The following is a 21,924-nucleotide window of genomic DNA, read 5'->3' on the forward strand; positions in this document are numbered from 1 at the left end:
CATTATTGCCCGGCACACTGCGAATTCATTACGATTCTTTCATTTGCCGGGCTTTTCATGACAATCACTTCCAGCAGGCACGCGCTGGCGGCTTCGCTTATTTCTCTCGTTTCGGTCTTTGCACTCACGGCCTGCGGCGGCGATCCCGCTTCCACGGCCAAAGCCGCCACGGCGGATTCGGCCACGTCTTCGAGCGGCGCTTCGGATGCCGCGACTACGCCCGCCACCACGCCCGACACCGCTTCGCAACCCGCCGCGACGACGCCCGGCAAGTGGCAGGCCGCAGCGGCAGGCCAGGTGATCGACGTGACGCTGGGCGATCTGCATCCAACGCAAGCGTCGCTGGGCTACGACCAGATCTACTACAAGCTCGGCCGCTATGAAGCCGACATGACCAAGGAGTTCGACGATTTCTGCGCGGACGAAGGCCTCACGGGTCTGGCGAGCAACGGCTCGACGTCGACTTCGACGCTCACCGATGCCACCTCCTATACCTGCACGGTCACGGATACGAGCCAGCGCGACACGTCGGTGCTCAATCCCGTCGTGATCGGGCCGAACGGCGACACGCTGTATCTGACCGATGGACACCACGGCTCGTCGACGTACTACGAAGTGCCCAACGGCGGCCCCACCGTGCACGTTCACGTGGTGGTCAAGGACAATCTCAGCGCCTATTCGGGCAGCACTTTCTGGGCGGAGATGCAAAGCCGCGGCTATACGCGGCTCAAGGACGCCAACGGCGCGGCCATCACGCCCGACCAGTTGCCGACGGGGCTGGGCCTGAAGCTCGGCATGCAGAACGATGTCTATCGCTCGCTGGTCTATTTCACGCGCGATATCGGCTATAGCAAGCCGACGCCCTCGACCGATTTCCTTGAGTTCTACTGGGCCGACTGGCTGCGCACGACGTTCCCGCTCACCGGCTATACGCTGACGAAGGCGGGCACGACCGACCCTGATCCCGCTACCGCCGACACGGGTTATCTGAACGCGGTGTGGAATGCGTCGGTGAAGATGGTGGCCTCGACCGACGGCGAGATTTCCGGCTTCACGGGGGCGCAACTCGGCCGTCTTGCGCAGGTGAACGCGGGCAAGGCCTATACAAAGGGCAATTTCGGCGATCTGATCAAGCCGATTAGCGCTTCGAAGCCGGGCAAGATCGCCTACGCGCTCGACTACAAGACGCGTCACGGCATCCAGTAAGGCCGGCGTCGATGCCGCCGGGCTGCGCGCCCGGCGGCATTCCACATTCCACACCACGCTGAAACATCGACCAGCGGGCGATTGCATACTTTCGAACAAGCGCATTCGCAAAGGTGCAATCGAAGTGATCAGCACACGACATCCCGTCACGCTCGACCTGGTTTTGCTGCTGACGCTATCGATACTGTGGGGCGCGTCGTACACGCTCATCAGGGTTGGCGTCGCCACTATTCCGCCGATCACCTTTATTGCGGCAAGAACGCTGATTGCTGGAGCGTTGCTGCTGCTCTGGATGAGACTTCATCGCGTGCCTCTGCCGCGCGAAACCAAGGTGTGGCGAAGCTTCTTCGTACAGGCGTTGTTGAACAGCGTGATGCCATTCACGCTGATCGCCTGGGCGGAGCGTTCGGTGGAAGCGGGTCTCGCCACCATCCTCAATTCAGCGTCACCTGTGCTGGCCTTTCTCGGCGCATGGCTCATTACCCGACACGAGCCTGTGACCCGGCGTCAGTTGTTTGGCGTGGCGCTGGGGCTGGGCGGGACCTGCCTGGTGGTGGGCGTGAGCGCACTGCGAGGGTTAGGGCGGCAACTCGTGCCGCAACTGGCGATCGTCGCGGCGACCGTCTGCTATGCGGCGGCAGCGATTTACGGACGGCGTTTCAAGGGGCTTGCGCCTGCCGCGCCTGCTGCGGGGTCGCTCCTGATCGGCGCGCTGCTGCTGGTTCCGCTCAGCCTGTGTGTCGAGCAGCCGTGGACGTTGCGGCCTTCGTCGGCATCGTTGATGGCCTTGCTGGCGCTGGCGATCTTCTCCACAGCGCTGGCGCTCGTGATCTATTTCCGGCTCGTGCAGACGCTTGGATCGGTTGGCACGACGGCGCAGGCCTATCTACGGGTGCCGATTGGTGTGGCGATCAGCATGGTATTTCTGCGCGAGTCTCTATCCGCTTCGGCGTGGCTCGGGATGGCATGCGTGGTTGCGGGCGTCGCCGCGATGACGTTGCCGTCGCGGTAAATGCAAGGGCGGTGCTTCCGCGGGTGATAGACTTCGGCGATTGAATCAACCGCGAATCGGCAACACAGGATGGACGAAGCAAAAACAGACGCCCCGGCAGACGGCGAATACCTGGCGATTTGCCGCGAAAACAACCCGCTCTCGGCCGCCGCGAATGGCCACGATCAGGTCTTCCCGCGCGCGCAAATGACCGTGAAAGATGGCTGGGCGACTTTCTACCGAGACGGTCAGGAGGTCTGGAACTGCAACGCGCGCTACGCGGCGGCGAATTTCGTGCTGCAGAAGGTCTAGGCGCGGCTGCGGATCACGTCGCGTCTACGCATCCGGGACTTCGATCGTCCCCTCCAGATATTGAACTGCGTGGCCCGAAATATGCACGCGGTCGGCCTCCACGCGGCAGTAGAGCACGCCACCGCGATGCGACGCCTGCATCGCCACAAGATCGGCTTTACCCAGTCGCTGCGACCATAACGGCGCGAGCGCCGCGTGGATCGATCCGGTGACGGGGTCTTCATCGCCGCCATTGGCGGGCCAGAAATAGCGCGAGACAAAATCGTGCGCATCGCCGGGAGCGGTGACGACGACATCGAGTGGTCCCAATGTTTTCAGTCGGTCAAGTGCGGGCACGACCGATCGCACCTCCTGCTCTGAGCCATAGACCGCCACATAGGCTTGCTGGTTGATCAGCACTTCCAGCGGCTTGATTGACAATCCTTGCAGCAGATTGGCCGGGATTTCGGTCAGCCGTTCAGGGCGTCGCTGCGGGAAGCTCATTTCGATCAGGCCGTCTTTTGTGCGGCACACCGTGAGCCGACCGACTGCCGCCGCCACGAATTCGATCACTTCCAGATCGGGATTGCGCTTGAAGATCGCGTATGCGCTAGCCAGCGTGGCATGCCCGCAAAAGGCGATTTCGGTGAGCGGCGAGAACCAGCGGATTTCGAAGGCACCGTTGGCATTCCTGATGAAAAACGCCGTTTCGGAAAGATTGTTCTCTGCCGCGATGGCCTGCATCAAATAGTCGGGCAGCCAGCGTTCGAGCGGGACGACTGCTGCGTAGTTGCCTTTGAAGACTTCGTCCGCAAATGCATCAATCTGATAGATCGGCAGTTTCATGTGACGTGCGCCCGTTTAACGAAGAAGGTAGGCCCGCGGCTGGCAGCGGTATTCGTCACACACGATATCAATGCGATACGCCGATGCACATGTACAGTTTGCGATGATCGAAAGCCGGAATTGGCTTGTCAGTTGCGGTCGTTCACACCCATAAGCGATAGACCCAGAACGATTCGTCCTCGGCGAAGCGCCGCGCGAATTCGTTGGGCGAGAAGCCGGTGCTGCGCTTGACGGCGCGGCTTAAATGCGCCTGATCGGCAAAACCCTCGTCGTGCGCGATGGCGGCCCAGTCCAGCGTTTCGCCGGCTTCGTATTGCGCGCGCACGTTAAAGAACAGCCCCTCCGTTTTGACGAGCGATTGCCATTCACGCAACGAGCGTCCGCTATATGCCTTGATACGCCGTTCGACATGACGCGGGCTATGCGAGCGCCGCCATTCATGCGCCTGCCAGGCGAGCCGCTTGACCCAATAGCGGCCTGCCTCGCGCAGCGACGGCAGGATCGGACTCGCGCCGCTGAGCGCGCGCCAGCGCGGCGTGAGGTGATGTTGTAGCGCCGCGAGCGCTGCGGCGTCGCTGTCCGAGGCGAGCAGCGCGTCGAATAGCGCATGCCATGTGGGGCCCAGCAAGGCGCGCGCGTCGACGATCACGTCCTGAATCGCGCAAAGATCGACGCCGAACAAAGCCTGTGCGGCATCGGCTTCAAAACAGATCATGCCCACGCGGCCGCCGTTGCGCGCCCAGCATGTGCTGGGCTGGGAATGACTGCCTGAGAGCACGACAGCCGCGTTGAACGGCGTCCATAGGGGGCTTTCACCTTCCCCGCTCTGCTCGATGCGACCCGCATCGACGTCATGGAACCAGCTCAGACTCACCATCGGCGAAGCGGGGAAGTGCGTCAGACGTTGGGCGTCGCTCAACTCGAACCCGCGCGTATCGTGGCAAAGCACGGCAACCACCGCGCCTTGCAGGCCGGGCGGCGCGAGATGCAGGCGCGAGTACGGTTGCCGTTCGTCCTGCGATACCAGCGGCGCGCGCGCGAGCGGATCGGGGTAGCTCGAAAGGGTTGGCATCGGAGTCATGAGCGCGCAGTATAGGCAGGCTGAGTGAGGCTGTCGATGTCGTTTGCGTTCAAGAAAACGTGCGCTTGCCGGTCCAGAATCCGGTCCATGATCACCAGGACTCGTGAAGCCATGAATATGCCCTCTGAGCATCAATGCCCGTTTCATCGAAGCTCGCCGCCGGACGCCGCGCCGGCGGATTCCCGGCAAAGCTGGCCACCCGGTCCGAAGACGGGTCTTACCGGCTGGCGTCATTTGATCGCCATGTCGCGCGATTTACCCGGTACGCTTGCCGCGTGGCAACAGACCTATGGCGATATCGTGCATCTGCGTATCTGGCCCGAGCACGAGGTCGTGGTCGCCGATCCGCAACTCGCGCGCGAACTGCTCGTGACGCATCACGACGCATTGATACGCTGGGAGCGCGGCATCCGCGTATTCTCGCAGGTGCACGGGCATAGCGTGCTGACCGCCGAAGGCGAAGCCTGGCGCAGTCGCCGTCACGCACTGGTTCCGGGTTTTTCGCCCAAGGCCGTGCAAGGCTTTTCGCCGACGATCGTGACTGCCGCCACGCAGGCGTTCGCGCAGTGGCCTGGCGAAGACGCCAACTGGTCCATCGAAAGTGCGCTCACGATGCTGACTATGGACGTGATCCTCCAGATGGTCTTTTCGAGCCACATCGGCGAGGACGTGCGTGTGGCCGAGCAGGCCATCCGCGTGACGAGCGCGGCTGCCAACGCGGAATTCTACTGGCCGGCGAGCATGCCGGACTGGATGCCGTGGAAGCGAAAGAAGCGCAAGGCGCTAAGGACTCTGAAGGATTTGATCGAGCGGCATTTGCAGAACCGCCTGAAGCTGGCGCGCGAAGCATGGCCCGACGATCTGCTGACCCGGCTCCTGCAATCGCGCGATGATGGATCGGCTCTATCGATGCAGAACGTGCGCGACGAATGCATGACGATCTTCCTCGCAGGACACGAAACCACTGCGGCGACGCTGGTGTGGTGGACGTGGTGCATGGCGTCGAATCCCGATGCGCAACGCAGTGCGCGCGATGAGGTCCAGCGCGTGCTGCAAGGCCGGGCGCCGGGCGCCGAAACCCTGCCGGAACTGGTTTATCTGGCGCAGTCGATCAAGGAGACCTTGCGGCTCTATCCCGTGGCGCCGCTGCTCATTAGCCGCCGCGCCACGCGCGCGGTGCAACTGGGCGAGTGGACCTTGCCCGCGCGTACGCTTTTCATGATCCCCGTGCATCTGATGCATCACGATCCGCGGTGGTTTCCCGATCCCGAAGCGTTCCGGCCCGAGCGCTTCGCAAGTAATCCGGCCGGGATGCCCGATGTGCCACGAGGCGCGTATATCCCATTTGGCGCAGGACCGCGCGTGTGCCTGGGGCAGCATCTGGCGATGAACGAGATGACGGTGATTGCCGCCATGTTGCTGCAACGATTTACGCTGTCCGTGCCGGATGGTGCAGCGCCGCCGCGCCCGGTGCTCAATGTGACGCTACGGCCCGAACTGCCGATGCATCTGGCGATCGTGCAGCGACGATGATTGCGCCTTGGCTGTCCATACGCATTGCGCAACCATGATGGCCTACGCGGCAAACGCGCTGGCGTGGCGGCGATGGGGTGCATGGCCGATGAGGGGGAGCTGGGGAGGCTAGACGTAGGGTCTTCGCGCGAGCAATTCGCGGACCTATTAGCGCAGCGCGTTCTCGCTCGCACGCTACAATCGTCCGACGCCTGCACGAACCTTTGCAGACGCCAGCCGCCTCCACATCCTTTCAAAAAGCATGACCCGTTTCTCCCTCCACAATGCGAGATTGACTGCCGGACTTACCCGGTTCGCAACATGGGGCCCGGGATTGCTCGTCATGCTGGCGGATTGCGATGCCGGCAACGTCGTGACTGCCGCGCAGGCAGGCGCGCAAACGGGCCTGCGCCTGTTGCCGGTACTGCTGGCGCTTGTGCCGCTGCTTTACATGGTTCAGGAACTCACCGTGCGGCTGGGCATATTTACCGGTCGCGGTTTCGGTGAACTGGTGCGCGCGCGATTCGGGCCGCTATGTGCGGGCCTGGCCGCAGCCGGGTTGATCGTGGCCGTGCTCGGCTCGCTCGTGACCGAATTCACGGGCGTGGCCGGCGTCGGGGAAATGTTCGGTGTTTCGCGCGTCGTTTCGCTGCCGCTTGCGGTGGTGGCGCTGTTTGGCATCGTGCTGACGGGTTCGCATCGGCGCGTCGACCGTATCGCGATTGCCATCGGCGTTTTCGATCTCGCGTTCTTTGCCGTCGCGTGGAGCGCGCGCCCGCAATTCCATCTCATGGTGCGGGAAATGACGCATTTGCCGATTGGCGATCGAGAATTCGGCTATCTGGCGGCGGCGCTGATTGGCGCAACGTTCAATCCGTGGATGGTGTTCTATCAACAGGCGGCGGTGGCGGATACGGCGGGCGGGGCTGCGTCCGGCGCGAAGAATCTCGCATCGGCAAGAATTGAAACCGCAGTGGGCGCCGTGCTGACGCAATTGCTGACTGGCGCGGTGCTGCTCGCCGCTGCAGCGACGTTGTCGGCGCATGGGCAGCCGCGCTCGCTGGGCAGCATCGGCGAAATCGGCAATGCGCTGGTGGCTGAACTCGGCCCTTTCGCAGGGCGCCTTTTGTTTGGCGCGGGCGTGCTGGGTGCGGCGCTGGTGGCCGCCATCGTGAGCTCACTGGCGCTTGCCTGGGGGCTTGGCGAGGTATTCGGCTACAAGACCTCGCTCGAAGCGCGCCCAACGCGTGCGCCATGGTTTTACGCGGCCTATGCGCTGTCCGTTGCGGGGAGCGCCTGTTTCGTGTGGCTTTCGCCGGATCTGGTGTCGCTGAACGTGGCGGCGCAGGTGGTCAATGCGTTGATGTTGCCGTTCGTGGTGGTGATGCTGGTTGCGCTCAGCATGACGGTATTGCCGAAGGCGCATCGGCCGCAAGGGCTTTATTTGTGGCTCGTCATTGTCGTGGGCTCGATTGTGAGCGCGGCGGGCGTCTGGGGTGCGATTCGCGGATGGCGGCCCTTATAGATTGAGGGCCTAACGCTAGCACTTGTCTTTGGCATTCGAAATCGTCATGAAAGCGCGCGGCATTTTTTGAATGCCGCGCTTTGCCGGTTCATGCCAATAGGTCTTTTTGGCCTTTTTACACGGCGTGCTCCATCAATTGCCGAAATACGTCGGCTTCATTCCAGGCGCACCGGTGTGCGCGGGTTGCGCGGGCTGTACTGGGGCGCCGGACGCATCGGAACCCGACATCACGCCGCCGTATCCGCTGCTGGCCTGCGGCGTGTATTCGCCGCTAGTCACTTCGCGCACCTGTTCATGACCCACTCGCGCTTCGGCCGCCTGCACCTGGCGCGGATACGAGGCCTGATCGCCCACGGAAGTGTCGTAACCCGAATGCTCCAGGCGTGCCTGATCCTGTTTGACCTGCGCGCGCGTGAGCGCGTCGTTGCCCGCGAGACCGGGCTCGACAATTGGCGTCTGGGCCTGCGCAAGCGCGGCGAGCGGAACGGCAAAGAGTGCCGCGACCGCGGCAAGGTGCTTGATCGACTTCATCATCGTTCTCCCATGGAGTGGCGAAGGGTACGCTCACTAGCGCATGTGCTGTGCCACGAAGGCGACAATCGACAAAATCGACAAAATCGACGAAATGCACCGGCGCGAAGATTCGATGCGCGCGCTACGAAATAGGGACGCAATTGCTGGCGGAGACAGGCCAATCCACGGATCACCGGATTGATTGACACGATCCGCGTGCACCATAAAAAACGCCCGCAGCGCTGGAAGCGTTGCGGGCATCCTTTCACGTTGCGGCTGGATTAACCCGGTCGCACGTTCGAGGCTTCGCTTAGAAGCGGTGACGCAGGCCCAGGTTCACGAGGGTCTGCGAGCCCGTGCCGGCGTAGCCATACGAGCCGATCGATGCTTGCGCCGAGGTCACGAGGCCCGTGTCCGCGTCACGCGTCGTGCCGCTTGCGTGCTGGTAAGCCGCCGTCATGTAGACATCGGTACGCTTCGACAGGTTGTAGTCGCCGCCCAGCGAGAACTGGTGGTAGTTCGCCGAGGTGTCGCCGCTTGCGTGCGTGTAGCTGTAGCCAGCGCCAACCAGCAGGGCCGGGGTTGCCTGGTACGCGAGGAAACCTTGTGCCGTGTTGTACTTCTGCTTGCTGTCGAATGCAGAGTTCGCGTCCGCAGCGTATTGCGCGTTGCTGTAGCCAGCGCCGAGGATGAACGAGCCAACCGTGTACTGAGCGGCCACGCGTGCGATCTGCAGCGAGTGAGCCGTTGCGTAGCCGTTGTTGATCGGGCCGTCGAACGTGCCGTCCGAGGTGCTCGACCACGTGGTGCGGTCGCCTGCGCTGTTGGCAGCGTAGTAGTAGCCAGCAGCAACAGCCAGCGGGCCGTTGTTGTAGGCGAGTGCTGCCGAGTACGACTGCTTCGAACCCGTCGAGCCAGCCACGCCGCCGAACGAGTACATGACTTCAGCCTGCAGGCCGCGATAGATCGGCGATGCGTACTTGACTGCGTTGTTCACGCGGAAGCTGTTGTCGTAGTTGTCGACGTCGCCAGCCGTGGCGAACACCGAGCCGAAGTAGTTGTCGGCGGTGATGCCCTGGATCAGGTCGACCAGCGGGTCATATTGACGGCCCAGCGTGACCGTACCGAACTGGTCGCTGGCAAGACCGACGAACGACTGACGGCCGAACAGCGCGCCGCCTTGGCCCGATGCGCCCGTCGACGGGTTGAAGCCGCTTTCGAGCTGGAAGATTGCCTTCAGGCCGCCGCCCAGGTCTTCCGAACCCTTCACGCCCCAGCGCGAACCGGCCAGGTTGCCGTAGCTGCTGTTGCCCAGCGCCCAGAGGTTCTTGCTGCCGCTTGCGTGGCTGACGTAGGTGAGCGACGTATCGACAACACCGTAGAGCGTGACGCTCGATTGTGCATGGGCGACACCGGCGATGCCGAACGCGGCAAACGCTGCGAGAGTAAGGGCGCGTGATTTCATCTGTAACTCCGATTTGTTGTGGAACTGCTTTTGATTCAAGGCCCGAAGGCTATATTGCGTATTGGCATCTGTGCAAGACCCAATAAAAAATCCGTAGCAAAATTGTGACACCGCTGATAATCAAGATCGATTGACCTGATGATGTTGCGGGCGCAATTAGTTTTATCGAATCAATGACTTGAGCGTGGAAATTGTGCTCGCAGCGGCAAAATATTACGCGTTGGGAAGATTTAAGATCGACACGCAAGCATTGCGGAAGGCGAGAGCCAATTGGGTTGGCGCTTGCGGATGTGCAGAACTTGAACTGGCGGTGAAAAACGCCTGAAACGAGGGCAAAGTGCGACGAATGCGCGCAATGAAAAAAGCCCCGCTACAGGAGCGGGGCTATAAAGCGTGGATAACTGTCTGAAACAAAAACAGTTGGGCGCATTGTATGGCAAGCGAATCTGCGTATAAATTCACTTTCCGCAATAAGCTGGTGACAAAATTGCGGTGGCGCCCATTGGCGAATTGTGCGTGCCAGAGTGGAGCGTGAGCGTTCTGTCAATATGGTATGACATCGTCGCGTCATTCACTCGCTCTGTGCGTTTGCTAGAAAATGCGCTCAGGTTTGGTGGGTTTCACCGCTTCCAGCCAGGGCTTGCCCGTCGCAATTTCACTGCCGATCCGAACGATCACGGCGGGCACCGCAATGATTGCGTGAATCACCATGGCCAGCATCACATAAGCGCCAAACTCTACGCCGCGCAATAAGCCGGGTGCGTGTCCTTCCTTGTCGCCGAGAAAGTCGCCGCGCAATGACGCCAGGCTCGCCCATCTCGCGTTGTCGATGGCCTCGCGCGTCTGGCGGCTATAGAGATTGCGGCTTCGGCATCCCAGCGAAAATGCTCGCCACATTCTGCGCGGCTGCAATATCCATCCGGTAGAAAGCGCAATCAGATTCATGATGCCGAGCAGCGGTGAAGCCAGCATTGAGCCCGTACCCAGTTCCCACGCGCTGACTTCGCCTTCGCCGATCCGGCCCACACTAAAGCCGGTCATCATGTGATGCAGGTCGTGATACTTGAGGTAGCGGTGGCGGGTTTCGATGTTGGGCAAGGGCACGAGCAGGCAGCCCGTGAATACCGGCACGGTGCGCGGGTGAGGTCCCCTGGAGGGGGCAAAGCCACATCGGCTATAGAAATCGTTCAACTCGTCCTGTAGCGTCATGACTTGCCACTCCTAATCGTCGTGTTCTTATTCATTGTGAGTATGGCGCTTGCCGTAGCGGTTTTCTGGCGTGATTTGCGTCATTGTCATCGATCTGGATGGCAGTGTCGAACACGATAGAGGCAGCAAATGCGTTGCGGGTAACGGTTTAATATCGTCGCAGCTTTCGGCTATAGTGAGCCCGCCATAGGCGTTCAACGAACGCCGGTCGTGCGGAGGGCGATTGCGGAAGTTTCGCGCCGCCGCATAATGTCACTGCAGAACATTCACCCCTTCCACGTAGGCCCAAACCGTGTCGCGCGCAATTCACAAAGATCCTGCTGGGCCCGTATTCCACAAGCGGCGCCGCGCCTGGCCGAAGATCGTGCTGGTTGTCGTCATCGTCGTTTTGATGGCGGTCGTTCAGGCTGGCTGGCTGATATTGCGCGCCAGCCTGCCGGAACTGGACGGCACCCAGCCCGCACCGCTTTCCGCAACGGTGACAATTCAACGCGACGCGCTGGGCGTGCCGACGATCGAAGGCCTCACGCGCGATGACGTTGCCTATGCGAGCGGTTTTCTTCATGCGCAGGACCGCTTTTTCCAGATGGATCTGCTGCGGCGGGTGGCGGCCGGCGAGATGAGCGCGCTCATCGGCGCGGCGGCGCTCCCTCTGGATCGACGCGATCGGCCCTTGCGGTTTCGGGCGCATGCGCAGGCCGCGCTGGCTGCCTTGCCTGCGGATCAGCGGCAACTGATCGAACGCTACACGGCGGGCGTCAATGATGGCCTCCGATCCCTTCGCGCGCGGCCGTTCGAATACTGGCTGCTGCGCACGCAGCCGACGCCCTGGCGCGCCGAGGATACGCTGCTTGTCGTGTACGCGATGTACTTCGACCTGCAATACGAGCAGGTGAGGCGTGTGCTATCGCGCGCGGCATTGCGCGAGCGCGTGCCTGCCGATCTGCTCGCGTTTCTGTTGCCGCGGACCAGCCACTGGGATGCGCCACTCGACGGTCAGAGCGGTGACGGCGGCAGCGCCGCATCCGCCGCATCCGCTGTTACCGTGCCCCCATCGCCACCGTGGCTGCGCGTGGCGCAGTCCGCTGCGCAAGCCGAACCCGACGCCGCAGCGCAGGCTTCCACACTGCTGGCGGGCGTGCCAGGTTTCGTCGGCGCGGGCGCGGTGAGTTCGATGATCGGCAGCAACAGCTTTGCGGTCGACGGCGCGCACGGTACGCAAGGCGGTGCGCTGATCGCCAGCGACATGCATCTGGGCCTGTCGTTGCCGAACATCTGGTATAGGGTCTCGCTGGTTTATCCCGCGCCCGATGGCGGTACGCGGCGCATCACGGGCGTGAGCCTGCCTGGGGCGCCGCTCGTGGTGGCGGGCAGCAACGGGCATATCGCATGGGCGTTCACGAACAGCTATGGCCGTTTCGTCGATCTGGTCGATTTGCAGCGGGACCCCGCCAATCCGCAGCGCTACCGCGCGCCTGGCGGCGCGTGGGAGAGCGCTCAGGTGATCCACGAACGCCTCGATGTGAAGGGCGGTGCGAGCATCGATTTGCCGGTTATGCAGACGCGCTGGGGGCCGCAACTCGTAGTCGGCAAGCACGTGTATGCGCTGCATTGGGTCGCGCAGGACCCGCAGGCGGTCAATCTGAATCTCGTCAGTCTCGAAGGCATCGAGAACATGGCCGACGCCTTGCATGCCGCGTCAACCTTCGGAGTGCCGACGCAGAATTTCACGGTGGCCGACGCGCAAGGTCATATCGGCTGGACGCTGGCTGGGCCGCTGCCGCACTTTGTCGATTCCAATGCGAGTGCGGCGGCGTTCGATGGAATGCCATTTAGTTCGGATACCTATGCAGGGTGGCAGGGCTATCTGTCCGGCGACGCCTATCCCGTGCGTGTGAATCCGTCCATCGGCCGTCTCTGGACCGCTAACAACCGCACGCTGCCACTGTCCGAGGTGACGCGCATTGGCGATGCCGGCACTGACCTTGGCGCGCGTGCCACGCAGATCCGCAACGATCTGCTTGCGCTGCCGCACGCCAGCGAACGCGACATGCTGGCGGTGCAGACCGACGATCGCGCCTTCTGGATCGAATACTGGCGCCGGGTCGTGCTTGATGCGCTGGACACACACGCGCTGGATGGGCATCCGGAACGTGCGGAATTCCGGCGGCTGGTCGAAGCCTGGAATGGCCGCGCGGATGTCGACGCCGTGGGCTACCGGCTGGTGCGAGCGTTCTATTTTTCGCTTTACGAGGCATGGTTCGGCGCACTCGACAAGGATCTGGGTACGGTCGCGCCAGAACTCAGCTATCGCGCGGCCAACACGCGCAACGGCGCGACGATGGAAATACTCGCCGACCATCATGCGTGGATACCCGCCGGCTTTGCGGACTGGCGCGCTTTCATGCTCGATCGCATCGATCACGCAATCGCCCAGTTGCCGAAAGACACGAAGCTCGCGGATGCGCGCTGGGGCGAGCACAATCGATCGGCTATTGCGCATCCTTTCGCGCGCCTGCTGCCGACATGGCTGCCCTGGGTACGCGGCTGGCTCAGCACGCCGCCCGATCCGCTGCCCGGCGACATCAATATGCCGCGCGTGCAGTTGCCGGCGTTTGGTGCATCGGAGCGTTTCGTGGTGTCGCCGGGACGTGAGCGGGAGGGTATCTTCGAAATGCCGGGCGGGCAGTCGGGGCATCCCATGTCGCCATACTTCATCGCGGGACATGAAGCGTGGGTGCAGGGCAATGCCACGCCCTTCCTGCCCGGCCCGACGGTCCATACGCTGACGCTGCGCGCCGAATAAGCGCAATGCAGCGCTGAACCTGCCGGATCACATCACCCGAACGCCACAGTCGCCAACCAGCGCGACCGCCTGATCGACGGACAGTATCGTGCCTTTGAGATGCTGCAGCACGTCGGTCAGGCGCAAACCGCTTAGGTCTACCGAGCGTAGATCCGCGCCATCAAAACGGCTGTTGCGCAGCAGGGCATTTCGCAGGCTGCCGCCTTCGAAAACCGCATCGCGGAAGTCACAGTCGGACAGATCGGCATCGGAGAAATTCAATCCTTCGAGCGTCTGTTTGCGAAACGAAAGTCCCCTCAGATCGGCTCCGACCAGCAGCGAATCGTGAAAGATCAGCCCGAGCGTGCGGGTGTCGACAAAACGCGCGCCCGTGAGTTTCACGCCAGTAAAAGTCGCCGATGCGAGTTTCGCGCCGGTCCAGTCGGTATTGTTCAGATCGCTCTGGCAAAAGCGCGCGTCGCTCGCATTCGTATAGCGCAAGCGGGCTCCCGCGCCTTTGCACGCCAGCCAGCGGGTTCTCGATAGATCGCAATGTTCGAGGAGGGTTTGCGCGAAGCTGCAGCGCGTGAATCGCGCGCCCCGGAAGTCGAGCCTGGAGAGGTCTTCGCCGCTGAAATCGCATTGCTCGAAGGTCGGCGCGTCGCCGCATTCGCGAAGCAGGCGGGCGAGGCTGTCGCGCTCGAAGGTCAGTTCGGTGAACAGCTTTCCTTCTACGGCGGCCGGTTCTGTGGTGTTGCTGCGCATCGGTACAGACTCCTCATGGCGAGGGGTGCGCGGCGTCATATCCACAGCGCGTCCCCTCAACTTGGTCAAAGTAAGGTTGACGCCGCGGCGTAATAAGAACCCAGCAAGATCACTTGCAATTGGGCGCAGGAGATACCAACCTGCCACTCTATTTTCGGCGGAGAGGATTTTATCGTTATCGACTCGCGGGCGACAAGAGCGGAAGTCATTCCAATGCCGCCGCAAAAGGCTATGCTGCGGGTTGGCTCAGGAGAAAGAGATGGCAGAAAACTGGCAATTCCAGATCCGGATTACGGTCACGCCCGAACTGGCGGAAGCACTTCGTTCGAGCGCGGCAAGCACGCAGCGCGATGTCATCGGCGCTGTCCTGCGCGAAGGCAACGCGACGCTGAAGTGCCAGTACGATGCATTCGCCGATTATGTGGCCGAGGCGGAACACGCAGACCGTGAGCACTATCCACTCTATCAGTGGACCAAAGAGACGATCGAAAATCCGGAGAAAAAGGCCAGATATCTGAACTCGTTCACGGTGTATGTCGATGGTCACGAAGTCTACGACAAGGACAGCGCCGACTGGCTGCAGGTGCGGCTCTCTGCGCTCGCCGAGGAGGGCGCAGTGGGCATCGAAAGCGTCAGCCGCTACGACACGAACCCGGCCAATAATCCTCAACCGCCCGCCCGCAAGTGATGCAGGTAGCGGCGAATTCTGCTGCATCGCATCATTGCCACGGTCTCGCCGGCTTTCGATAGAATCGGTTTTCGTCGGCGCAAAACAGAAAGCATATCTGCAGGGTTGACGCCGTATCGATACGCGCGATACGGCGGCCCACAATGTTCATCCCATATCGGAGGCGAGCGTGCCAGGTTTACTTCCCAATGTCGATCGCGAGGGGCTCCTCGAATATTCAGTGGTCTACACCGACCGCTCGATCAATCATATGTCGCAGCTCTTTCAGGGCGTCATGCGCGACCTGTCCGCTTCACTGAAGAAAGTCTATAACGCAAAGGCCGTCGCCATTGTGCCGGGCAGCGGGACCTTCGGCATGGAAGCGGTAGCGCGGCAGTTTGCGACCAACAAGAAGTGTCTGGTCATCCGCAATGGCTGGTTCAGCTTCCGCTGGACGCAGATCTTCGAAATGGGCAGCATCCCGTCCGAATCGATCGTGCTGAAGGCGCGTCCCGTCGAAGCGGGCAGGCAGGCCGCCTATGCACCGCCGCCCATCGACGAAGTGGTCGCGGCCATCAAGGAAAACAAGCCGGATCTGGTGTTTGCGCCGCACGTCGAAACCGCATCCGGCATGCTGCTGCCCGACGCGTATCTGCGCGCGGTGGCCGATGCCGTGCACGCGGTTGGCGGCATGTTCGTACTCGATTGCATCGCCTCCGGCGCGATCTGGGTGGATATGGAAGCCACTGGCGTCGATATCCTGATCAGCGCGCCGCAGAAGGGCTGGAGTGCTTCGCCGTGCTGCGGGCTCGTGATGTTCAGCCCGCTCGCGCGCGAACGAATCGATTCGACCACGAGCACCAGTTTCGCCTGCGATCTGCGCAAATGGCTGCAGATCATGGAAGCCTACGAGGGCGGCGGCTTTGCCTATCACGCCACGATGCCCACGGACAGCCTCGCAACGCTGCGCGACGTGATGAAGGAAACCGAAGCCTACGGCTTCGAAAAGGTGCGAGCGGAGCAACTCGAACTTGGCAAGCGCATTCGTGCGCTGCTCACCGAAAAGGGCTTCAGAAGCGTGGCCGCGGACGGTTATCAGGCGCCTGGTGTGGTGGTCAGCTATACCGACGACGACGGCATCCGCTCCGGCAAGAAGTTCGCTGACGCAGGTTTGCAGATCGCGGCAGGCGTTCCCTTGCAATGCGATGAACCGGCGGACTTCAAGACCTTCCGCATTGGGCTTTTCGGGCTGGACAAACTGCACGACGTTGAAGGCGCAGTCGCGCGATTCGCCAAGGCCCTGAACAGTTTCGATTGAATCGATCAGGTCGCGGTATCCTGGCGCGTGCGGGTTAGCCGTCGAACGGCAACTCGCACTGCGTCGGCACTTTCGCGGGCGTCTCGCCCGTTGCCGGTTCGAGAGAACCGATGCGCACGCCGATAAGGCGAATACGCCGATCCAGCGCAACCCGCTTCAGACACTCTCCCACCGCGCGCCGGATAGACGCCGCATCCGCGACCGGCTCCGGTAGCGAAAGATCGCGCGTAACGATCTTGAAGTCCGCAAACTTGATTTTCAGGCCCACCGTGCGGCCACGATAACCCTTGCGCTGAAGGTCTTCGGTGACGCGTTCGCATAGCCGCGTGAGCGCCGGCGTGAGCGTCGCGCGGTCGCGGGTGACGTGCATATCGCGCTCGAAGGTGGTTTCGCGGCTCATCGATTTGGGTTCCGACGACACCACCACCTCACGCTCATCGAGCCCGCGCGCGACGCTGGCCAGCCACGCCGCGTAAGTGCGCCCGAAATGCTCCTGCAACAGCCCGAGGTCTGCCGCAGCCAGATCGCCGATGGTGCCGATGCCGATGCTCGCCAGCCGGTCGCTCGCACGCGGCCCAATGCCATTGACCTTTTTCGCGGCCAGCGGCCAGATTCGCGACTCCAGATCGGCCATTGAAAGAATTGTGAGCCCGTCTGGCTTGTCCAGTTCGGAACCGATCTTGGCAAGCAGTTTGTTGGGCGCAATCGCTATCGAGCAGGTCAGGCCGGTTGCTTCGCGCACCGCATTCTTGATGCGTTGGCCAAGCTCCTGCGATTCGCCTTCGACGTGAGTGAGATCGACGTAGATTTCGTCGATGCCGCGATCTTCGATCTGATCGGTGAAAGTGTGTACCGCGTCTTTGAAGAGGCGCGAATAGCGCCGGTACGAATCGAAGTCGGTCGGTAAAAGAATGGCATCTGGCGCGAGTTGGGCGGCTTTCATCATGCCCATCGCGGAGAACACGCCGAACGCTCGCGCTTCGTAGGTGGATGTCGTCACGACGCCGCGCCCGGCGTAGTCGCGCAGCCTGGCGAAGCGGCGCGTGCCGTCGGCCAGCAGTTCCGGCGCGGCATTGCGGCCCCCGCCGATCACGACGGGCTGGCCGCGCAGTTCAGGGTAGCGGAGCAGTTCTACGGAAGCGTAGAAAGCGTCCATGTCGACATGCGCGATGCGACGAGACGGTGGGGTGCTCACGTCGGCTGTCTGCCTGAAGTCATGACGAAGCAAGGTGCTGTATATTTATACAGTATCTTACTGACAGCGTGAGGATTACGCAAGGTGCGCGAAGGTGGCGGCTCCCGTGGGAGCCCGCCGTTTTGGCACGATTTAAGCGCTATTTCAACGCGCCTCGGTTGCCGTCAAATAACGGTCGCGAAAGCGTTCGTCGACTCGTTCTCCCATCAGCTTCGAAAACAGCAGCATGGCGTCAAGCGGACGATGATTGATAACCACGGAATCCGCCTCGCCCTGTTCGTTCAGATGCGCCACCACCACGGTTTCGATCGGCACGCCCTGAATCTGCGAGCGATAGGACTCCAGATACAGACCAGGGCTCACCACGCCTTTGTAGCTGTGCTGCTGGAATTCATAAAGCGAAATCGCGTGTTGGATCACCGCGAGAATATCGGCTTTGCCTTCGATCGGACGTTTGAGCACGGTGGCTTCCAGCGTCGCGTTGTCCGCCAGTTTCGCCAGCCAGAGCGGTGCGCCCGGCGTGGGCGCGAGCATGGGCGCGGTATCGTTGAATTTCATGGCAGCGCCTCCCGTTACGACTCGTTGATGGAAGCGAGCGCGGCTTCCAGCGTGATTCGCGCTTTCTCGCGGCGTCGGCGTGCAAGTCGCGCGGCGCCCGCATCGCGTTCGGCTTCGCCGGCCAGCAGCGCGTGAATATCGGGCAGGGTCCAGATGGCGCCGCGCGTGCCCCACGTGCCGTCCGGGATTTCGGTTGGGAAAACCCAGACGCGTGGCGCGACTTCATCGAAGGGCTTGTTTTCCGCGCGTGCTACTGCTTCCGTGACGTTTCGGACCAGCGCGCGGCGGGTTTCGTCGGTGTATTGGCCTTCCGGTGCGGATGGAATGATCCGGTAGCGCATCACCTCCGCGCGCTGGCCGCCGACAAAGATCGCGGCAGGGCGATGCAGATGAAAAACGGTCACGCGTTGCGCGACGGGATTGGCGGGATCATAGCCTTCGGCGGCGATCAGGATGTCGGTCAGTTCCTTGACGAGGCGCGCTTCCGCCTCGGGAGACAAAGCGTTTTCGGGCCACAGTGCGTCGATCATCGGCATGGTGTTTCTCCTGCATTCGGGTGATTGGGTCCGGCCATGATCGGGATTTACTCGCCCTGCTGGAAGTGGCAGTATCGCCATTGTTAGAGGAATTTCAGACGAAAAAGCAGGGGTGGAAACGATGGCTATCATCCGCATCTGGGTGTACGACGGGATACTTGCTTCGGGCGTTGCGGGACCGGTTGACGTATTTAATGCGGCCAATCATTTTCGTGCGCGCGCGGCGGCAGCGCAGAGTGGTTCGCTATCAGCGCCGCCTTTGTCCTGGCGCGTGGAATCGCTCGATGGCCAGCCGGTTACAGCGGCATCGGGGCAGACCATCAACGTCGACGGCAAGATCGATCCGCGCAAGCGCACGGATGCAGTGCTGCTCACCGCGCCATTCTTTTCCAATATCGACGAGTTCATTGGTCAACGTGAACAACTGAACGCGCTGTCGTCGGCGCTGCGGCGTCTGCGCAAGGCCGGGGCCGTGCTGGCGGCTTACTGTACGGCGAACTATCTGCTGGCCGAGGCGGGCTTGCTGGACAGCCGCGCCGCCACCACGCACTGGGCCAGAGCCGCTGATTTCGCCCGGCGTTACCCGCGCGTGGAACTGCGTTCGCGCGAGCTGCTGATCGCGCAGGAAGGCATCATCTCCGGCGGCTCCGTCACGTCGTATCTCAATCTTGCGGTGCAACTGGTCGAAACCTTCGCGGGCGAAGCGCTGGCGACAAAGACCGCAAAGTCGCTACTGATCGACATGAATCGCACTTCGCAGGCTTCGTATGCCACGCTGCTCGACGAACATGGGCATACGGATACGCTGGTGGCGCGCGCCCAGAAGCAGATGGAAGACAGCTTGCAGCAGGGCTTTCAGCTCGGCGAACTGGCGGCGTCGCTGGCGGTTAGCGAACGCACGCTCAATCGGCGTTTCAAGGAGGCGGTGGGCCTTGCGCCGTTGGCTTATTTGCAGAACCTGCGCATCGAGGTCGCAAAACGCTTGCTGGAAAGCCGGCCGATTGCACTTGAAGCGGTGAGCCAGCGGGTGGGCTATAACGATATCAGCACGTTCCGGCAGTTATTCCGGCGCAAAACGGGCATGTCGCCTGGTGAATATCGAACGCGTTTCGCACGAGCTTCCGCCGCAACCGAATCAGAGGGCTCCGCGCTCAGTCGCGCTATCGCCGACGATTGATAACAAGCGCGCGCGTCTCCCAACGCCCTTTTTGTATCCCACTGTATCTGTGACAGACGACGATACATGTGCATACGCACAGATGAATTCCGGAAACGATAGAGATACGTCCGTGCGCTCAAATGCGTCCGTCGCCCAACGCCTCGTCGTTATTCCCTGAAGGAGTCTGTCATGAAAGTCGTCAAAGCCGCCGCAGTCCAGATCAGTCCCGTTCTCTACAGCCGTGAAGGCACGGTCGCCAAGGTCGTGCAGAAGATCCACGAACTCGGCCAGAAGGGCGTGCAGTTCGCCACGTTCCCGGAAACCGTCGTACCGTATTACCCGTATTTTTCGGCGGTCCAGACCGGTATCGAACTGCTCTCGGGCATCGAACATCTGCGCCTGCTAGAACAGGCCGTGACGGTGCCGTCCGCGGCCACCGACGCCATCGGTGAAGCCGCGCGCAAGGCCGGCATGGTGGTGTCGATCGGCGTGAACGAGCGCGATGGCGGCACGCTGTACAACACGCAGTTGCTATTCGACGCAGACGGTACGTTGATCCAGCGCCGCCGCAAGATCACTCCCACGCATTTCGAACGCATGATCTGGGGGCAGGGCGACGGCTCGGGCCTGCGCGCCGTCGATAGCGCCGTGGGGCGAATCGGCCAGCTCGCGTGCTTCGAGCACAACAATCCGCTCGCACGTTACGCGATGATCGCCGATGGCGAGCAGATCCACTCGGCCATGTATCCGGGTTCTGCATTCGGAGAAGGCTTTGCGCAACGCATGGAAATCAATATTCGCCAGCACGCGCTGGAATCCGGCGCATTTGTTGTCAACGCAACGGCATGGCTGGATGCGGATCAGCAGGCGCAAATCATGAAGGATACCGGCTGCGGTATCGGCCCGATCTCGGGTGGCTGCTTCACCACCATCGTTTCGCCCGACGGCATGTTGATGGCCGAACCGCTTCGTTCGGGTGAAGGCGAGGTGATCGTCGATCTCGACTTCACGCAGATCGACCGCCGCAAGATGCTGATGGATTCGGCCGGTCACTATAACCGCCCTGAACTGCTCAGCCTGATGATCGACCGCACGCCCACCGCTCATGTGCATGAACGCGCTTCGCATCCGGTGAGCGTGAGTGCGCAGGGCGCGGATGAGCAGTCCACGCACGCAGCCCCGTCAGCGTAAGCCTCCGAACTTCGATTGACCTTCTATCGATGGAGGAATGGTTGTGAAAACATCGTTCAAGACCCGCGTGGCCGGCATCCTGCTCGCGGGGCTCACGGCGGCTGTCGCGTCCGGCTATGCGCAGGCAACGCAAACGCCTGATGCGGCGCACGCGCGCCCGCATGCGGGCGCGAGCATCGACGTCTCGGACGCCGCGCTGGTGAAGTCGCTGCCCGGTTTCAGGAATGGCTATGCGACCGTCAACGGCGTGCGCCTGCACTACGTGACGGGAGGCAAGGGAGAGCCGCTCGTGCTGCTGCCCGGCTGGCCCGAAACGTGGTGGACGTTCCATAAGATCATGCCGGCGCTTGCTGAGCACTACACCGTGATCGTGGTGGATCTGCGCGGCATGGGCACATCGTCGAAACCCGCCGACGGCTACGACAAGAAAACGATGGCGGCCGATATCCATGCACTGGTGCAATCGCTCGGCTACGACAAGGCGGCGATTGCTGGACACGATATCGGCTCGGCGGTGGCGTTTGCGTATGCGCAGAACTACCCGGACGCCACCGACAAGCTCGTGATGATGGAGTTTCCGCACCCGGACGACAGCCTGCAGACCTTGCCGCTTCTGCCCGCGCAAGCCTCATACGGCGACCGGCTGGGATCGGCGCGACCCAACTTGTGGTGGTTCGCCTTCAACCAGGTTCATGGGCTGCCGGAGCAGTTGCTGGCGGGTCGATTCCGCATCGAAGAGGACTGGCTCTTCCACTACTTTCTTGTGAACGAGGATGCGGTGGACGCACGCGACCGCGCCGTCTATGAGCATGCCTATAACCGTGCGGATGCGATTCGCGCAGGCAACGCGTGGTATCAGGCCTTCCCGCAGGACGTGATCGATAACCGCAGTTACGGCCAGTTGCAAATGCCGGTTCTCGTGATGGGCGGCCCGGCATTCAACTGGATGAAGAAAGTAGTGGGCCAGAAGGCCGCCAATCTGAGCGCGGTCGACATCGAGAACAGCGGGCATTTCATTCAGGAGGAACAGCCCGAGCGCGTCACGCAGACGATGCTCGGCTTTCTCCAGGGCGAACACGAGTAACGATCCAGTGTTGTTGTGCTAGTGACT

The 21,924-nt window shown here is 61.9% G+C and carries 20 protein-coding genes; 11 read left to right on the forward strand and 9 right to left on the reverse strand.

The window, feature by feature from the left end:
* The first annotated feature begins 57 nt into the window (after positions 1 to 57).
* The 3 genes from F3J17_RS10285 (at position 58) to F3J17_RS10295 (ending at position 2,509) form a co-directional block, all read left to right on the forward strand.
* Entirely contained in the window at positions 58 to 1,206 is a 1,149-nt protein-coding gene (locus F3J17_RS10285; protein WP_167057032.1) for a ParB/Srx family N-terminal domain-containing protein, read from the forward strand.
* A gap of 124 nt (positions 1,207 to 1,330) precedes the next feature.
* The gene (locus tag F3J17_RS10290; RefSeq protein ID WP_345891162.1) at positions 1,331 to 2,218 is read left to right on the forward strand and encodes an EamA family transporter; all 888 of its coding nucleotides are present in this window, start codon (positions 1,331 to 1,333) and stop codon (positions 2,216 to 2,218) included.
* 69 nt (positions 2,219 to 2,287) lie between these two features.
* Positions 2,288 to 2,509 carry a hypothetical protein gene (locus F3J17_RS10295; RefSeq protein WP_167057035.1) on the forward strand — a complete coding sequence of 74 codons (222 nt, stop codon included), beginning with the start codon at positions 2,288 to 2,290 and terminating at the stop codon, positions 2,507 to 2,509.
* Positions 2,510 to 2,533: 24 nt separating this feature from the next.
* Here F3J17_RS10295 and F3J17_RS10300 read toward each other — a convergent pair whose 3' ends face one another.
* On the reverse strand, positions 2,534 to 3,334 hold the full coding sequence (locus F3J17_RS10300) for a PhzF family phenazine biosynthesis protein (protein WP_167057038.1): 801 nt from the start codon (positions 3,332 to 3,334) through the stop codon (positions 2,534 to 2,536).
* Between the two features lie 142 nt (positions 3,335 to 3,476).
* A complete protein-coding gene (locus F3J17_RS10305) occupies positions 3,477 to 4,415 on the reverse strand; it encodes a helix-turn-helix domain-containing protein (RefSeq protein ID WP_167057041.1) in 939 nt (312 codons plus the stop codon).
* A 111-nt stretch (positions 4,416 to 4,526) separates the two neighbouring features.
* Between F3J17_RS10305 and F3J17_RS10310 the strand changes: the two genes are divergently transcribed.
* Both F3J17_RS10310 and F3J17_RS10315 read left to right on the forward strand, forming a co-directional pair.
* The gene (locus F3J17_RS10310) at positions 4,527 to 5,948 is read left to right on the forward strand and encodes a cytochrome P450 (protein ID WP_167057044.1); all 1,422 of its coding nucleotides are present in this window, start codon (positions 4,527 to 4,529) and stop codon (positions 5,946 to 5,948) included.
* Between the two features lie 322 nt (positions 5,949 to 6,270).
* Positions 6,271 to 7,452 (forward strand): divalent metal cation transporter, encoded by a 1,182-nt coding sequence (locus tag F3J17_RS10315; protein WP_240160892.1) that lies wholly within the window; start codon positions 6,271 to 6,273, stop codon positions 7,450 to 7,452.
* Between the two features lie 132 nt (positions 7,453 to 7,584).
* On the opposite strand, the gene F3J17_RS10320 is transcribed toward F3J17_RS10315, so the two are convergent.
* The 3 genes from F3J17_RS10320 to F3J17_RS10330 form a co-directional block, all read right to left on the reverse strand.
* A complete protein-coding gene (locus tag F3J17_RS10320; RefSeq protein WP_240160893.1) occupies positions 7,585 to 7,986 on the reverse strand; it encodes a DUF4148 domain-containing protein in 402 nt (133 codons plus the stop codon).
* 289 nt (positions 7,987 to 8,275) lie between these two features.
* The gene (locus F3J17_RS10325; RefSeq protein ID WP_167057051.1) at positions 8,276 to 9,430 is read right to left on the reverse strand and encodes a porin; all 1,155 of its coding nucleotides are present in this window, start codon (positions 9,428 to 9,430) and stop codon (positions 8,276 to 8,278) included.
* A gap of 591 nt (positions 9,431 to 10,021) precedes the next feature.
* Positions 10,022 to 10,639, reverse strand: coding sequence for a hypothetical protein (locus F3J17_RS10330; RefSeq protein WP_167057054.1), 618 nt, complete (start codon positions 10,637 to 10,639; stop codon positions 10,022 to 10,024).
* A gap of 391 nt (positions 10,640 to 11,030) precedes the next feature.
* On the opposite strand from F3J17_RS10330, the gene F3J17_RS10335 reads away from it, so the two are divergent.
* Positions 11,031 to 13,445: a penicillin acylase family protein gene (locus tag F3J17_RS10335; RefSeq protein WP_167057786.1), complete on the forward strand. Its 2,415-nt coding sequence runs from the start codon at positions 11,031 to 11,033 to the stop codon at positions 13,443 to 13,445.
* 27 nt (positions 13,446 to 13,472) lie between these two features.
* On the opposite strand, the gene F3J17_RS10340 is transcribed toward F3J17_RS10335, so the two are convergent.
* Complete coding sequence (locus F3J17_RS10340; protein ID WP_345891163.1) at positions 13,473 to 14,336, reverse strand: pentapeptide repeat-containing protein; 864 nt, start codon at positions 14,334 to 14,336, stop codon at positions 13,473 to 13,475.
* Between the two features lie 112 nt (positions 14,337 to 14,448).
* Between F3J17_RS10340 and F3J17_RS10345 the strand changes: the two genes are divergently transcribed.
* Together F3J17_RS10345 and F3J17_RS10350 are read left to right on the forward strand one after the other, a co-directional pair.
* Positions 14,449 to 14,877, forward strand: a complete 429-nt coding sequence (locus tag F3J17_RS10345; protein WP_167057057.1) for a hypothetical protein — start codon at positions 14,449 to 14,451, stop codon at positions 14,875 to 14,877.
* Positions 14,878 to 15,046: 169 nt separating this feature from the next.
* Positions 15,047 to 16,174 (forward strand): aminotransferase class V-fold PLP-dependent enzyme, encoded by a 1,128-nt coding sequence (locus F3J17_RS10350; protein WP_167057060.1) that lies wholly within the window; start codon positions 15,047 to 15,049, stop codon positions 16,172 to 16,174.
* A gap of 34 nt (positions 16,175 to 16,208) precedes the next feature.
* Here F3J17_RS10350 and dinB read toward each other — a convergent pair whose 3' ends face one another.
* The 3 genes from dinB to F3J17_RS10365 all read right to left on the reverse strand — a co-directional run bounded on the left by dinB (position 16,209) and on the right by F3J17_RS10365 (position 18,463).
* Positions 16,209 to 17,369 (reverse strand): DNA polymerase IV, encoded by a 1,161-nt coding sequence (gene dinB / locus F3J17_RS10355; protein WP_167057063.1) that lies wholly within the window; start codon positions 17,367 to 17,369, stop codon positions 16,209 to 16,211.
* A 144-nt stretch (positions 17,370 to 17,513) separates the two neighbouring features.
* Positions 17,514 to 17,927: a hypothetical protein gene (locus tag F3J17_RS10360; RefSeq protein WP_240160894.1), complete on the reverse strand. Its 414-nt coding sequence runs from the start codon at positions 17,925 to 17,927 to the stop codon at positions 17,514 to 17,516.
* A gap of 14 nt (positions 17,928 to 17,941) precedes the next feature.
* The gene (locus F3J17_RS10365; protein WP_167057066.1) at positions 17,942 to 18,463 is read right to left on the reverse strand and encodes a tautomerase family protein; all 522 of its coding nucleotides are present in this window, start codon (positions 18,461 to 18,463) and stop codon (positions 17,942 to 17,944) included.
* A gap of 121 nt (positions 18,464 to 18,584) precedes the next feature.
* Here F3J17_RS10365 and F3J17_RS10370 point away from each other — a divergent pair, with 121 nt between their 5' ends.
* From F3J17_RS10370 to F3J17_RS10380, 3 genes are all read left to right on the forward strand, one after another.
* A complete protein-coding gene (locus F3J17_RS10370) occupies positions 18,585 to 19,640 on the forward strand; it encodes a helix-turn-helix domain-containing protein (protein ID WP_167057069.1) in 1,056 nt (351 codons plus the stop codon).
* A gap of 171 nt (positions 19,641 to 19,811) precedes the next feature.
* Complete coding sequence (locus tag F3J17_RS10375; protein WP_167057072.1) at positions 19,812 to 20,813, forward strand: carbon-nitrogen hydrolase family protein; 1,002 nt, start codon at positions 19,812 to 19,814, stop codon at positions 20,811 to 20,813.
* 43 nt (positions 20,814 to 20,856) lie between these two features.
* A complete protein-coding gene (locus F3J17_RS10380) occupies positions 20,857 to 21,897 on the forward strand; it encodes an alpha/beta hydrolase (RefSeq protein WP_205194723.1) in 1,041 nt (346 codons plus the stop codon).
* Positions 21,898 to 21,924 lie beyond the last annotated feature (27 nt).

It is taken from the genome of Burkholderia sp. Ax-1719, assembly GCF_011753055.1.
Lineage (GTDB): Bacteria > Pseudomonadota > Gammaproteobacteria > Burkholderiales > Burkholderiaceae > Paraburkholderia.

Coding starts and splice junctions, on each gene's coding strand:
- F3J17_RS10285 (WP_167057032.1), top strand. CDS start 58: ATGACAATCACTTCCAGCAGGCACGCGCTGGCGGCTTCGCTTATTTCT.
- F3J17_RS10295 (WP_167057035.1), top strand. CDS start 2,288: ATGGACGAAGCAAAAACAGACGCCCCGGCAGACGGCGAATACCTGGCG.
- F3J17_RS10300 (WP_167057038.1), bottom strand. CDS start 3,334: ATGAAACTGCCGATCTATCAGATTGATGCATTTGCGGACGAAGTCTTC.
- F3J17_RS10305 (WP_167057041.1), bottom strand. CDS start 4,415: ATGACTCCGATGCCAACCCTTTCGAGCTACCCCGATCCGCTCGCGCGC.
- F3J17_RS10310 (WP_167057044.1), top strand. CDS start 4,527: ATGAATATGCCCTCTGAGCATCAATGCCCGTTTCATCGAAGCTCGCCG.
- F3J17_RS10315 (WP_240160892.1), top strand. CDS start 6,271: ATGCTGGCGGATTGCGATGCCGGCAACGTCGTGACTGCCGCGCAGGCA.
- F3J17_RS10320 (WP_240160893.1), bottom strand. CDS start 7,986: ATGATGAAGTCGATCAAGCACCTTGCCGCGGTCGCGGCACTCTTTGCC.
- F3J17_RS10325 (WP_167057051.1), bottom strand. CDS start 9,430: ATGAAATCACGCGCCCTTACTCTCGCAGCGTTTGCCGCGTTCGGCATC.
- F3J17_RS10330 (WP_167057054.1), bottom strand. CDS start 10,639: ATGACGCTACAGGACGAGTTGAACGATTTCTATAGCCGATGTGGCTTT.
- F3J17_RS10335 (WP_167057786.1), top strand. CDS start 11,031: ATGGCGGTCGTTCAGGCTGGCTGGCTGATATTGCGCGCCAGCCTGCCG.
- F3J17_RS10345 (WP_167057057.1), top strand. CDS start 14,449: ATGGCAGAAAACTGGCAATTCCAGATCCGGATTACGGTCACGCCCGAA.
- F3J17_RS10360 (WP_240160894.1), bottom strand. CDS start 17,927: ATGAAATTCAACGATACCGCGCCCATGCTCGCGCCCACGCCGGGCGCA.
- F3J17_RS10365 (WP_167057066.1), bottom strand. CDS start 18,463: ATGCCGATGATCGACGCACTGTGGCCCGAAAACGCTTTGTCTCCCGAG.
- F3J17_RS10370 (WP_167057069.1), top strand. CDS start 18,585: ATGGCTATCATCCGCATCTGGGTGTACGACGGGATACTTGCTTCGGGC.
- F3J17_RS10375 (WP_167057072.1), top strand. CDS start 19,812: ATGAAAGTCGTCAAAGCCGCCGCAGTCCAGATCAGTCCCGTTCTCTAC.